The sequence below is a fragment of the Microbispora bryophytorum genome (assembly GCF_043197435.1).
Classification (GTDB): Bacteria; Actinomycetota; Actinomycetes; order Streptosporangiales; family Streptosporangiaceae; genus Microbispora; species Microbispora bryophytorum.
The window spans coordinates 266,691-279,273 of the sequence record NZ_JBICTF010000005.1; the positions used below are offsets into that span (position 1 = coordinate 266,691).

Consider the following 12,583-nt stretch of genomic DNA (forward strand, 5'->3'; position numbering starts at 1 on the left):
GAAAGGACGGACCGCTTCATGAGTCATGCCGTGAAAGACCTGGCGGTCGCCGGGCTGGTCGTCCTCGCCGCGGCCTCCTGCGCCGCGCCGGCCCCGCCCAGGTCCGTCGCCGCCACCGCTCCGCCGGCCACACCCACCGGCGCCGCGGCCCTGCCCGCGCCCACCGGCACCCGTCCGGTCGGCGCGACCACCCTGTATGTGAAGGACACCTCCCGCACCGACCCGTGGGTGCCCGACGTGAAGGTCAGGGAGCTCATGGTGACCGTGTGGTATCCGGCTCAGGCGGGGGAGGGGCGGCGGGCCCCCTACATGACCGCCAAGGAGTCCGAGCTCACGCTGAAGGGCAAGGAGGTGACCGGTGTGCCGTACGACGTGCTGAGCCGCACCCGCACCAACGCCGTCGAAGACGCGAAACCGGCCGGGCGCACGGGCGGCCTGCCCCTGGTGGTGCTGTCACCGGGGTTCACCATGCCCCGGAGCACGCTTACCGCCCTGGGCGAGGAACTGGCCAGCAGGGGATATGTGGTGGCCGGCGTCGACCACACCTACGAGAACTACGCCACGACGTTCCCGGACGGGCGGGTCGCCGAGTGCGTCGCCTGCGACAGCGACACCGACCCCGGCTTCGGCGCGAAGGTGGCCGACGTCCGCGCGGCAGACGTCTCCTTCGTGCTCGACCAGCTGACCGGCCCACACGCGAAGTGGGAGGGCTCCCCCCTGATCGACCCGTCCGAGATCGCGATGGCCGGCCACTCGATCGGCGGGGCCGGCTCTGTGGCCGCCATGGTGAAGGACTCGCGGGTGCGCGCCGGGATCGACATGGACGGCACCACCTACGCCCGGATCCCGAAGAGCGGGCTGTCGCGGCCGTTCCTGTTCCTGGGATCGGCCGGACACCAGCCCGGAGGCCGCGACAACTCCTGGGACCGCGACTGGAAGCTCCTGACCGGATGGAAACGCTGGCTCGTCCTGCCCGGCGCGGACCACCAGTCCTTCACCGACGTGCCGCTCCTGGCGGGCGCTGTCGGCGTCGCCGTCCCGGACGGCCTGTCCCCGGCCCGCTCCGTGGAGATCACCCGCGCGTACGTCCGCGCCTTCCTCGACCGGCACCTGCGTCACGAGCCGCAGCCCCTGCTGGACGAGCCGTCTGCGCGCTACCCCGAGGTGCGGTTCTGCACCCCGGGCGCGACGTGCCGGTAGCGCCGGCCGACCGGTGGAGCCTGAGCACAGCCCGAGCCCGAGCACAGGCCGGTCGCCTGAGCTCACGGCCGCCGCCGGAACGGGGCGAGCGTGTCCCGCACGAGGTCGGCGGCACCCCAGTCGGGGTCGAACTGGGCGATCACGGCCAGGTGCTGGCGTAGCTGGAGGATCGGCATGCGTTCGCGCCAGTCGCGGTCGAGCCCGGTCAGCTCCGCGTACAGCTCGAAGAACACGTGCGCCTCGGGCGGCGGCGCCGTCGTCCAGAGGTGGGCCAGGTCGACCTCGGCCCACATGTACGACACGGCCGGGTCGATCAGCGCGGGCCGCCCGCCGGGGGTGGCCATGACGTTCAGCGCCCACAGGTCGCCGTGCGTCAGGCACGCGGGCCTGACCGGCAGCAGCTCGGGCAGCCGGTCGCACAGCCGCTCCAGCGCCGCCCGGTCCGCGGCGCCGAGCGCCTCCTGCACGCGAGGCTCGCCGAGCCAGCGCAGCAGACGGTGCTGGGCGAAGAACGCGAACCCGTCGTCATCCCAGGTGTTGACCTGCCGGCGACGGCCCAGCCAGTTGTCCCGGTGCCACCCGAAGCGGGGGGAGCGCGTGCTGGTGTGCAGGTGGGCGAGCGCATGCGCGAACCGTTCCCAGAAGGCCTCGGTGCCCGGCCGGGGCCGCAGCACCGACAGCACGAGCAGGTCGCGGCCCGCGAGGACGATCTCGGGCGTGGCGACGCCGCCCGCCTCGCGCAGCGCGGTGAGCCCCTCGGCCTCCGCGGCGAAGACGTCGTCCGACGGCGGCTCGCCGAGCCCCCCGACGAACGCCTTAACGAACCCCTTGACGAACACCGACGTGCCGTCACCGCGGCGGGCGAGCCCCGCGGTCGCGGCGAGGCCTCCGGCGGCCGGCTCGACCGCGACGACGTCGGTCAGGCCGGCCGTATGCAGGCGTTCCAGCAGGAAGGACGTCACGTCTGTCATGGGCACACTCCTCCGCTCCCCGAGGGCCCGGACAAGGGCGCCCGGAGCCGATCAACCGGTTGTCCCGCCTCCGTGGCCCGCTCGGCGACCGGGGCCTCGCCTGGTTCCGATCACGGCGGTCGCGTCGAGTTCCTCGTCGTACGTCAGACGCGCGGCGAGCCCCGCGCGGGCGACGGCGTCGGCGGTCTCCCGGGCCTGGGCCTCGCTCGTCTCCACCAGCAGATGACCGCCCGGCGCGAGCCAGACGTCCGCCCCGGCGACGACCCGCCGCACGACGTCGAGCCCGTCGGCGCCGCCGTCGAGCGCGACCTGCGGCTCGTGCACGCGCGCCTCCGCCGGCAACAGCCCGATCGCGCCGGTGGGCACGTACGGCGGGCTGGCGACGAGCACGTCCACCCGGCCCCTCAAGGCGGCGGGCAGGGCGGCGTACAGGTCTCCCTCGTACACCGTGCCGCCGGCCGGGGTGAGGTTGCGGCGGGCGCAGCGCACGGCGGCGGGGTCGACGTCCACGGCGTGCAACTCGACCGGGCCCGCGGTGGCGGCCAGCGCCGCGCCCATCGCCCCCGAGCCGCAGCACAGGTCGACGACGACGGCGCCCGGCCGGGCCAGTGCGGCGGCCTGGCGGACCAGGAACTCGGTGCGCGGCCGGGGCACGAAGACCCCCGGATCGACGGCCAGCCGAAGCCCGCAGAACTCGGCCCACCCGATGACGTGTTCCAGCGGCAGGCCGCCGGCGCGCCGGTCCACCATGTCGTCGAGTTCGGCGGGGGTACGCGCGGCGGAGACCAGCAGACGGGCCTCGTCCTCGGCGAACACGCATCCGGCGGCCCGCAACCGGGCCACGACCGAGGGAAGGGCAGGGGAGAAGGACAGTGACAAGGGAGAGCCTTTCGGAGTGCCGAGGGCGCTCCCGCGGTCGTCTGTCTCTACGCGACCGTACGCAAGGGGAGAAGGGAGCACCCTACCTGATCAGCGGTGATGGGGCCCACCTCCTCGTGTCGTCGCTGTGACCGGCACCCTACCGCACCGGACGGTGCCATAACACGGCTGGGCCCTACCGCGGCCCGCGCCAACTCGCGGTTACCGCGTTGCGGCGGCCAGTGCCGCGCGGATGGCGTCCTCGCCGGCCGGCTGGCCCTTCTGGTTCGAGAACGGCCCGTACGGGGTCCCCCACACCGGCGTGCCCGTCGCCTGCTGCCAGCTATCGGCCAGTGGTCCCGCGTCCACGACGCTGTATCCGATGGATTCGATGAATTCGGTCACCGCCGCCTTCGCCGGCGCGGAGTCCCCGGCGATCGGCAGGTACGAGCGGTCGGCCGCCTCCGCCGGGCGGGCGAGTGACAGCAGGTGCTTGAAGAAGATGTTGTTGAACGCTTTCACGACCATGGCGTCCGGGATGTACCCCAGCAGCAGTTCGCTCGAGGTGAGCGACTTGCTGTCGAGCTCCGGGATGTGCCCGTCACGTTCGGGGCCGTAGTTGCACGTGTCGATGACCGTCTTCCCGGCCAGTGGCACGGCGGGCAAGTTGGGGAACGCCTTGACCGGCACCGTGACCACGACGATGTCACCGGCCGCCGTGGCCTCCCCGCTCGTCGCCGCGGACGCCCGCGGCCCCAGTTCTGCGACCGTGTCCGCGAGCGTTTCGGGACCGCGCGAGTTGCTGAGCACGATCCGGTGCCCGGCCTCGATGGCGAGCCGCGCGATGGTGCTGCCGATGGATCCGCTTCCGATGAATCCCACAGTCGTCATATTCTCAGCGTCCCTCCAGAAGAGCCGAACCCTTGTCATTTGCCGGGCTCGTCGCGAATCGGGTCCCTGCCGTCAGCTGGCGGGGAAGTAATGGCCGTTGTCCAAGTCGGCGAGCAGGCCGGGCTGAGCGGGTTCCCAGCCGAGGGTCCGGCGGGTGACGAGGTTGGACGCCGGGTAGCTCTGCGTGACGATGTTCGCGAGGAATCCGAAGTATCCCGGCAGCACCAGTTCGTCCACGGGAACGCTCACGGCGGGCAGGCCCAGACGGCTGCCGATGGCCTCCGCGATCTCCCGGAACGGGATGCCCCCGTCGTCGACCGCGTGCCAGTATCTGCCGGCCGGGCCCTTCTCCAGCGCCAGGCGGAACAAGGAGGCGGCATCGCGGATGTGCACGGCGTTCCACAGGTTCGCGCCGTCTCCGGGGTAGCCGATGAAGCCCTTCTCCTTCGCGAGCGCGATCAGCCGCACGAGGAAGCCGGCACGATCGGTCGTGCTGTGCGCGATGTTGGCGATCCGCACGACCGAAGACCGCACGCCCTGCTCGGCGAGGCCGATCACGGTGGTTTCCACGACGTTACGAGCCCGCAGGGTGCCCTTGTGCTCATCGCCACTGGGAAGGGCCGGGTCCTCCTCGGTGGCCGTCCGGCCCAGGAATCCCTGCCCGGGCGAGCCGATGCTCCCCGCCGCGACCAGCGGCTTTCCGGTTCCCGCCAGTGCCTCGCCGTAGGCGAGCATGATCGGGAGCTCGGCGGCGGCCACGGCGTGGATCCCGCCGGAGAAAAGCAGGTCTTGCCGGTGCGCGACGTGGATGACGCCGTCGGAGTCCGCAGCCGCCTCCTTGAGGTCGTCGAGATCCCCGAGGTCGCCGCGACGCACCTTCGCGCCGAGCGCGGACAGCGCCGCCGCGGCAGTGTCCGACCGGGCCAGGCCGGTGACCTCGTGCCCGGCGGCGATGAGCTCGGGGATGATGTACGAACCGGAATGGCCGGTCCCGCCAGTGACGAAAACGCGCATGCTACTGGTCCTTGTTGGTTGATGTGGTGCGAGAAGTGGTGGTGCGGGCGCGTTCAGGCAGAAGTGTCGACGCCGAGGGTGAAGTCGAAGCTTCCCTCGCCGTAGCGGCCCAGGCCTGTCATCAGGAGTGCCCAGCGGTCACGTCCGCCCGGGCCGAGCGACGGACGGGGACCACGTGACCACGCCGGTGTGCCAGCCACATGAACACGGCGGTGGCCACCACGCCGAAACCCACGGCGTACACACTGCCCTCCGGTCCGAAGTCGCCGCCCGTGACCAGCGCGGGACCCGACATCGTCGCGTCCAGCAGGCCCTGCGGGGTGTTGCTGCCGGACACCTTGGTGCTGAAGATGGCGCTCGCGGCGATGTTCCAGCCGAAGTGCAGACCGATCGGCACCCACAGCTTGCGGGTGGCGATGTACGCGGCGGTCAGCATCCCGCCTGCCTCGATGGCGATAGCGATGGCGCCCCACAGGGTGGCGTTCGCGTTGAGCAGGTGGATCAGGCCGAACAGCGAGCCGGTCAGCACGAGCGCGATCCAGGTTCCGGTCCAGTGCTCGACGTTCCGGAACAGGACACCGCGGAAGACCAGCTCCTCGGTCACGGCGGCACCCGCCATGATGCCGAGCAGGCCGACGGCGCTCGCCGGCGTGCCCAGGCCGTTGATCGTGTAGTCGCCTAAGAAGGCGATGTTCGCGATGACCGCCCCGAACAGCGCGATGCCGAGCAGCGTGCCCCAGCTGATCCCCGCGCCTGCTCCCTTCAGCGACACCTCGACGGGGGCCCGGTGCTCGGTGCGCCGCACCACCCAGCCGTAGACCAGGACCGCGACGACGGCCGTCAGCAGGCCGGCGACGAGCGCCAGCCAGGGGGTGTCCTTCACCGCCGCGGTGCCCAGACTGCCGAGGATCCAGACCGCCACAACCGCCAAGAGCTGCCATATCAGACGCACGATGACTCCTTCGTGAGAATCCGCGGCGGGAGCGCCGCGGGCCACTGGCGGGGGTGCGCTCAGCCGGGGAGGTCGACGCGGAGGGCGATGTCGAAGGTCCCCGCGCCGTTGCGGGCCAGGCCCATCAGCAGCGGCCCGACTCCTTCCAGCCAGCGGGCCATCTCCAGGCCGCCGACATCGAGCGGGCGCAGTCCGAGGCTCTCGATGAACGCCGACACGTCGGCCTTGGCCCGCGCGTCGTCTCCGGCGAAGAACACGTCCAACGGACGCCCCTGGGCCAGCACGTGGCCGAAGACCGTGTTGAACGCCTTCACGACGTGCGCGCTCGCCGGGACCGCCTTGGCGATCTCCTGCGCACCGGACGTGCCGTCAGGGATGACGAGCCCGGTGGCGTCGGCGTTGAACGTGTTGGAGATGTCGATGATGAACTTGCCGGCCAGTGCATCCCCGTACTGGGCGACGACCGGCACGGCGCCGGCGTATGGCACGGCCAGGACGACGATGTCGCCGACCGGGACGGCGCCGAATGTTCCGACCGTGGCCCCGCCGCCGAGCGCGGCGGCCAGGTCCTTGGCCTTGGCCGCGTCGCGGCCGATGAGCTCGACGGCGTGGTCGCCCTCGAGCGCGCGGGCGGCAATGGCGCGGCCCATACCCCCCAGGCCGATGATGCTGATGCTGCTCATGGAGTGCCTGCTTTCCGGAGCTGGATAAGACGCCATGCCCACCCGTCGTTGTCAACGGCTGTGGCATCGACGCCCACCTTTTGGTTAACGTGTGAACCAAAAGGTACGTGGCACTTGGTTACCATGTCAACCAGACGGTAAAGTGGCGCGCGTGACCGAGCCGCGGTGGTTGGACGAGCGAGAACAGCTGGCCTGGCGCAGCTTGATGAAGATGCAGGACGGGCTGTCGGAGTTCATCGAGCGGCAGTTGCGTAACCGGTGCGGGCTGTCCGGCGCTGACTACCAGGTCCTGGCTCATCTTTCTGAGGCGCCCGAAGGCCGGCTGAGGTCGTTCGAACTCGGCCGGTTGTTGCGCTGGGAGAAGAGCCGCCTGTCGCAGCACCTGGGCCGGATGCAAAATCGCGGCCTGGTGTCCCGCGAGCGGTGCCACGCCGACCAACGGGGGGCGGTGGTCGCCATCACTCCCCGGGGCAGCGAGCTGATCAAGGTCGCGGCTCCGCAGCACGTGGCCGACGTCCGCGACGTGCTCATCGATCATCTCACCGCGGAAGAGATGGCGATGCTCGTCACCATCGGCGACAAAGTACGCGAACGGCTGGCGGCGCTGGAACACAAGCACTGACACCCGATCCCGGACCTCATCGCTCACGAACTGCGTGCGTGTCAGACCGCTGCCCTTGCTTCGCCCCTGGTGGCGCCGACCCGAGTGGGGGCCTACTCGCGGCGCAGGGGCGGGCGGCGGGCCCAGGTGGCCCAGCGCCACAGCCACTCCAGAGGGCCCTGCCGGTAGCGGCGCAGCCACAGCGTGGACCACGCCCACTGCACGGCGAGGACGACGCCGGCGATCAGGGGCACGGCTGGGGCCGGCCAGGTGTGCGGCGGGCCGTCGAGGACGCGGCCCGCCGCCAGCACGAGGACCGTCGCGGACAGGTAGTTGGTCAGCGCCATCCGCCCGAGCGGCGAGAACACGGCCCGCAGCACCGGCCGCAGCGGGGTCCTGAGCACGACCAGCAGGGCGCAGACGTACACCCCGGCGATCAGCAGTCCGGCCCCGGCCAGCGAGATGCCGAAGCCGCGGTCGGCCGAGTCGAACCGGGTCTGGAGCCACAGCATGGGTGCCGCGGCGGCCGCCAGGACCAGCCCGAGCGTGGCCGGCACCCGCGCCGACTGCTCCAGCCGGTCGATCACGCGATACCGCACCAGTGCCGAGCCCAGCAGGAACAGCCCGGCGATCAGGGCGAGCCGGTCGCCTCCGGCGAGCAGCGACACCGCGACGAACGCGGGCGCGAGGGCGGCGACGGCCAGGCGGGGCAGCCAGGTCGAGGGCAGCAGCACCAGCAGGCCGATGACGGCGTAGGTGCTGAGGATGTCGCCGTGCCACAGCAGCACGAAATGCGCCACGCCGAGCGCGAGCAGCGCCAGGAGCCGGCGCAGCAGGACCACGCGCGGGTGAGCGGCGCGGGCGGCTGCGGAGTCCAGCAGTAGCGAGAACCCGACGCCGAAGAGCAGGGAGAAGATCGGGAAGAAACGCTGCTCGACGAGGAGGCCCAGCCAGGCGGCGTCACTTCCCCCGGGACCGGACGGCTCGATGAACGCGCCGGTCGCGGCGATCGGCTGGACGTTGGCGAGCAGGATCCCGCACAAGGCGAATCCGCGCACGACGTCGAGCGCGGCGATGCGGGGGCGGCCCGCCGAGGTGGTGGCGTGGCCTGCCTCGCCGGGCCGGAGGCGCACGGCGGGGGAGGCGGAGTTCTCACGATGCATGGGGCCTCATCCTGCGGTCGGCGGCCCCCTGCCGTTATCGGCCGGAAGCATGGTTCGCGCCGCCCGCGACCGTACTTCCGGCCGGTTCCGCGGGCCGGACTCAGCGTGCCGGACTCAGCGTGCCGGACTCAGCGTGCCGGACTCAGCGTGCCGGACTCAGCGTGCCGGACTCAGCGTGCCGGACTCAGCGTGCCGGGCCCCGGCCGGCTTACCGCGCCGTCTGCTCCGCCAACTGCTCCGCCGTCTGCTCCAGCCGGTTCCGGTAGCTCTCCCACCACTCCTGATCGCCGGAGGGCAGGTTGAGGTTGCCGTCCCGCAGCCCGGCCTCCCCGTCGATGAGCTCCCTGACGATGTCGGCGTGGCCGGCGTGCCGGTTGGTCTCGGCGATCACGTGCACCAGGATCTGGTGCAGCGTCACCTCGCTCCGCTCGTCCGGCCACCACCGCACGTGGCCGGGCGCGTCGAGCGCCAGCGTGTCGATCGTGCCGTCCGCATGCTGCCAGACGCGGTGGTACAGCCCGACGATGTCGTCGCGCGACTCATCCGCTGTGGCCCACATGTCCGCGTTGTCCTCGGCGTCGTCCTCCGTCCACGGCAGCGGTTCGCCGAACGGCCGCCCGAAGGTCTCGCCGAAGTAGCCCGCCTCCACCCCCGCGAGGTGTTTGACGAGCCCCAGGAGGTTGGTGCCGGTGGGGGTGAGCGGGCGGCGGACCTCATACTCGGACAGCCCGTCGAGCTTCCACAGCAGCGCGTCGCGGGCGGCCTGCAGATAGCGGTGCAGATCATTCTTCGGTTGTGGTGCGATCATCCGCGCAGTCTCCCAGCCGGCGCCTGCCGCACGCATCGGAGTTTTCCGGCGGGGGCGTCGAGCCGCGCGACGATGGGAACGATCGCGGGCGTCGCGACCTGCCGGACACGGCCGGGAGCGGTGGTCCTCCTGCCGTGCGGAACGCCCCGCCCCCGGCGGGCGCCGGGGGCGGGGCGTGGCGGAGCCGGGGTCAGCAGACGATGAAGATGCTCTTCCACCCGACCGGAGTCCTCTGCTCCGCGTTCCTGTCGGCGGCGAGCGTGAAATGGGCCACGCCCTGTGCGTCGGGCTGGTTGTACATCCGGCCGCTCTGGCCGTCGCCGTACCACCGGTACGAGCCGTGGAAGGGGATGTTGGACATGCCGCAGCGGTCGATCACCACCGACCTGCCGCTGAAGCCGGGCCCCTCATAGGCGACGTACTGGGAGGCGTAGGCGGCGCCGGCGCTGATAGCGATCGTCGCGGCCGTCAGGGCGGGGACGAGGACGAACCTCTTCATGACGCTCCTAAGGCAGGCCGAGTTCTGCTTTCAGTAATCGGATGGTAACGCAGCGTGCTCGATCCGTCACCCTGCGTATCTGATGGCCTGCCTAGGGATCCTAGGAGGATTCATAATGAATTGCCGCTAAAACCGGCTGCCGGTAGGTTCGTGCCTATGAGGCCAATTGCCGAGCGCGAGATCCGCGCCTCGTTCGTCAACTGCACCAAGGGTGAGGCCAAGCGCCTTGCCGTACCGAGGGACCTGGATGTGCGGCCCTGGGACGACCTGGACTTCCTGGGCTGGCAGGATCTGTCCTCTCCGGGCCGTGCGTACCTGGTCGCCGAGCAGGGTGACCGTCTGGTGGGGGTGGCGCTCCGCCGGGCCACCTCCAATGCCGGGCACGTACGGCGCAGCATGTGCTCGCTCTGCCTGACCACCCACACCGGCGACGGCGTGTCGCTGATGACCGCCCGCCGCACCGGTGGCGGCGGCAACTCCGTTGGCGCCTACATCTGCACCGACCTGGCCTGCTCCCTGTATCTGCGGGGCAAGAAGGACGTCGGGCCCGGCGGGCGGATGCCCGAATCGCTCACGCTCGAAGAGAAGATCGGCAGGACCACGGTCAACGTGAGCGAGTTCCTCCAGAGGGTGACCGTTTGACCGGTGCTCCCGCACGCGAGGCCTCCTGCGCACGCCGAGGAGGCAGGGTTCGGCAGGGCTCGGCAGGGCTCGGCGGTGGAGGGTCACCCCGGCGTGATGATCAGCTTGCCCCGCTTGGCCGTGCCGTTCCGTTCGAGCTCGGTGAGGGCGGGGATGGCTTGCGAGAGTGGGACGGTGCGGGCGATCGGTAGCCGCAGTGCTCCCTGGCCGGCGGCTCGCGCGACCTCTTCGAGGTCTTCGGTGACCGGTTGGGCGATCAGAACGTGGAACGGCCCGGGCAGGACACTTCTCGCGAGGTTCGACGGGGTGGGCAGGACGCTGACGATGCGGCCGCCGGGCTTGAGCATCGTCCGCGCGGCTTTGACCGGGAGCGTGCCGGCGGTGATGAGGACGAGGTCGAACCGCCGTGCGAGCGAGTCGGGGTCGAAGCCGAAGCCGACGACCGGGTCGACACCGAGGTCGCGTGCCTCGGACCCGGCGTTGTCGCGGCAGCTACCCGCGACCGTGGCCTGGTGGGCGAGGGCGATCTGCACGGCGGAGCGGCCGACTCCGCCGAGGCAGCTGTGCACGAACACGGCCTCGCCCGGCTGCAGCCTTCCCTTCGTGATCAGGGCCTGCAGGGCGGTGATCCCGACCGTCGGGACAGCGGCGGCGTCCTCGAACGAGAGGTTCTCGGGCTTGTTGACGACGCCCTTCTCCTGAGCGACGACCACGTCGGCGAACGCGCCCGCGGACTTGATCGGCGTCCCGCCGAGCACTTCGTCGCCGACGTGGAGCCGGGTGACGCCGGCGCCGACCGCCTCGACGACGCCCGCGAAGTCATAACCCATCGCGCGCGGGAAGCGCCGACCGGTCACGTGCTTCATGCGGCCGGCGCGGATCCCGAAGTCCATCGGGTTGACCGCGGCTGCGCGCACCCGGACAAGGACCTCGCCGGCGCCGAGCGGCGCCGGCTCGAAGGCTTCGAGCCGCATGACCTCCGGCCCGCCGTACTGGTGGTACTGGATGCGCTTCATCGCTTCCATGGGGGACTCCTCGCAGAACGAGTGACGGGACTTGGTTCCATCACCGTAGCATGTGATGGAACCAAGTCCCGTACACTGTGTTCATGGCACGCTGGGAACCGAACGCAGCAGAACGGCTCGCGCACGCCGCCCTCGACCTGTTCGCCGAGCGGGGCTACGAGAACACGACCGTGATCGACATAGCGCAGCGCGCGGGGCTGGCGAAGACCACCTTCTTCCGGCACTTCCAGGACAAGAGGGAGGTGCTCTTCGGCGGCGGCTCGATGAACGAACTGCTCGTCGAGGCGATAGCCGCAGCCCCGGCGACCGCCGCCCCGCTTGAGGCGGTCGCTCACGCGCTGGACGCGGCCGGCAGAGAGGTCTTCACGCCGGAACGCCGCGAATTCATCACCCGCAGACAGGCGGTGATCGCCGCCAACCCCGAACTGCAGGAACGCGAAGCGCTGAAGAACCTCGCCCTCATCGCGTCAATGATCGACGCGCTCGAACGGCGCGGCGTTCCCGGCCTGACCGCTCGGGTGGCCGCGGAGCTCGGCGCACTCGCCTCCACGATCGCCTACGAACGCTGGAGCCAGACGACCGCCGGCGACGACTTCGGCAAGGTCGCGCGACAGGCGCTCGACGACGTGCAGGCGTCTACGGCCTTTTGCTGACACGGCGGCTGCCGCCGGACGACAGCCGTGAACCAGCCGTCCGTCCTGTTGCGCATCGGGGGGTGTTTCATGACCATCAAGCTGGTGCTGCCGCGGGCTCAACAGTGCTTCGACAGCGACATGCTCTTGATCAGCGGGTACAGGCTCGGGTCGAACTGACCTTTGGCCAGCCACCGGTACTCCTGCCAGGCAACGGGCAGGTTCTTGACGAACTTGGTGCTGTTGCTGCCGGCCACCCGTATGTCGGCGAGGATAGCGCCATTCGCGTCCTTGAGGTGCGCCCACATCAGCCAGGCGTCGTCACCTGAAAAGCTGTCGACCGTGCCATCGAACTGCGCCGTGCCGTTCGGATAAAGCGTCCACTTCGCGCCGATGTACATGTTGCAGTGGCCCGCTGTCGAGCCTTTCCAGGTGAACGACTTTGAGGCCGTAGACGCGCCGGCCGCGCCGTTCGAGGCGCCTTTGGCCACCCGGCCGGCCGCGGCGGCGTTGTCGGCACGCACCTGCTGGCGGACGGTGGGGGTGACGCAGACGTCGTCGCCGGAGAACGCCTCACGCCAGACGTATCCCCGGGCGCAGGTGTGCGGGCCATACGCGCCGGAGACCCAGCGGGAGGCCTTCAT

At 70.9% G+C, this 12,583-nt stretch carries 15 protein-coding genes; 4 read left to right on the top strand and 11 right to left on the bottom strand.

Annotated features, from left to right (window positions below; all coding sequences use genetic code 11):
• Positions 1-18: 18 nt before the first annotated feature.
• Positions 19-1,200 (top strand): alpha/beta hydrolase family protein, encoded by a 1,182-nt coding sequence (locus ACGFIB_RS18640; RefSeq protein ID WP_393373322.1) that lies wholly within the window; start codon positions 19-21, stop codon positions 1,198-1,200.
• Positions 1,201-1,262: 62 nt separating this feature from the next.
• Here the strand turns inward: ACGFIB_RS18640 and ACGFIB_RS18645 are convergent, their stop codons facing one another.
• The 6 genes from ACGFIB_RS18645 to ACGFIB_RS18670 form a co-directional block, all read right to left on the bottom strand.
• Positions 1,263-2,171: a fructosamine kinase family protein gene (locus tag ACGFIB_RS18645; protein ID WP_393373324.1), complete on the bottom strand. Its 909-nt coding sequence runs from the start codon at positions 2,169-2,171 to the stop codon at positions 1,263-1,265.
• Positions 2,172-2,222: 51 nt separating this feature from the next.
• Complete coding sequence (locus ACGFIB_RS18650) at positions 2,223-3,050, bottom strand: putative protein N(5)-glutamine methyltransferase (RefSeq protein ID WP_393373327.1); 828 nt, start codon at positions 3,048-3,050, stop codon at positions 2,223-2,225.
• A gap of 201 nt (positions 3,051-3,251) precedes the next feature.
• Positions 3,252-3,920 (bottom strand): NADPH-dependent F420 reductase, encoded by a 669-nt coding sequence (locus tag ACGFIB_RS18655; protein WP_393373330.1) that lies wholly within the window; start codon positions 3,918-3,920, stop codon positions 3,252-3,254.
• Positions 3,921-3,992: 72 nt separating this feature from the next.
• A complete protein-coding gene (locus ACGFIB_RS18660; RefSeq protein WP_393373332.1) occupies positions 3,993-4,934 on the bottom strand; it encodes an SDR family oxidoreductase in 942 nt (313 codons plus the stop codon).
• A gap of 121 nt (positions 4,935-5,055) precedes the next feature.
• The gene (locus ACGFIB_RS18665; RefSeq protein WP_393373335.1) at positions 5,056-5,886 is read right to left on the bottom strand and encodes a CPBP family intramembrane glutamic endopeptidase; all 831 of its coding nucleotides are present in this window, start codon (positions 5,884-5,886) and stop codon (positions 5,056-5,058) included.
• Positions 5,887-5,945: 59 nt separating this feature from the next.
• Complete coding sequence (locus ACGFIB_RS18670) at positions 5,946-6,569, bottom strand: NADPH-dependent F420 reductase (protein WP_393373337.1); 624 nt, start codon at positions 6,567-6,569, stop codon at positions 5,946-5,948.
• A 151-nt stretch (positions 6,570-6,720) separates the two neighbouring features.
• Between ACGFIB_RS18670 and ACGFIB_RS18675 the strand changes: the two genes are divergently transcribed.
• Positions 6,721-7,191 (top strand): MarR family winged helix-turn-helix transcriptional regulator, encoded by a 471-nt coding sequence (locus ACGFIB_RS18675; RefSeq protein ID WP_142571102.1) that lies wholly within the window; start codon positions 6,721-6,723, stop codon positions 7,189-7,191.
• Positions 7,192-7,283: 92 nt separating this feature from the next.
• Here ACGFIB_RS18675 and ACGFIB_RS18680 read toward each other — a convergent pair whose 3' ends face one another.
• The 3 genes from ACGFIB_RS18680 to ACGFIB_RS18690 form a co-directional block, all read right to left on the bottom strand.
• Positions 7,284-8,333 (bottom strand): DUF418 domain-containing protein, encoded by a 1,050-nt coding sequence (locus ACGFIB_RS18680; protein ID WP_393373340.1) that lies wholly within the window; start codon positions 8,331-8,333, stop codon positions 7,284-7,286.
• Positions 8,334-8,541: 208 nt separating this feature from the next.
• Entirely contained in the window at positions 8,542-9,141 is a 600-nt protein-coding gene (locus ACGFIB_RS18685; protein ID WP_142571100.1) for a DinB family protein, read from the bottom strand.
• Positions 9,142-9,331: 190 nt separating this feature from the next.
• Positions 9,332-9,640 (bottom strand): MiAMP1 family antimicrobial peptide, encoded by a 309-nt coding sequence (locus ACGFIB_RS18690; RefSeq protein ID WP_142571099.1) that lies wholly within the window; start codon positions 9,638-9,640, stop codon positions 9,332-9,334.
• Between the two features lie 156 nt (positions 9,641-9,796).
• Between ACGFIB_RS18690 and ACGFIB_RS18695 the strand changes: the two genes are divergently transcribed.
• Positions 9,797-10,282: an FBP domain-containing protein gene (locus ACGFIB_RS18695; RefSeq protein ID WP_393373344.1), complete on the top strand. Its 486-nt coding sequence runs from the start codon at positions 9,797-9,799 to the stop codon at positions 10,280-10,282.
• An 83-nt stretch (positions 10,283-10,365) separates the two neighbouring features.
• Here ACGFIB_RS18695 and ACGFIB_RS18700 read toward each other — a convergent pair whose 3' ends face one another.
• On the bottom strand, positions 10,366-11,307 hold the full coding sequence (locus ACGFIB_RS18700) for an NADP-dependent oxidoreductase (RefSeq protein ID WP_393373347.1): 942 nt from the start codon (positions 11,305-11,307) through the stop codon (positions 10,366-10,368).
• An 83-nt stretch (positions 11,308-11,390) separates the two neighbouring features.
• Between ACGFIB_RS18700 and ACGFIB_RS18705 the strand changes: the two genes are divergently transcribed.
• Positions 11,391-11,960 (top strand): TetR/AcrR family transcriptional regulator, encoded by a 570-nt coding sequence (locus ACGFIB_RS18705; RefSeq protein WP_142571096.1) that lies wholly within the window; start codon positions 11,391-11,393, stop codon positions 11,958-11,960.
• Positions 11,961-12,058: 98 nt separating this feature from the next.
• Here the strand turns inward: ACGFIB_RS18705 and ACGFIB_RS18710 are convergent, their stop codons facing one another.
• The gene (locus ACGFIB_RS18710; protein ID WP_393373350.1) at positions 12,059-12,583 is read right to left on the bottom strand and encodes a DUF6294 family protein; all 525 of its coding nucleotides are present in this window, start codon (positions 12,581-12,583) and stop codon (positions 12,059-12,061) included.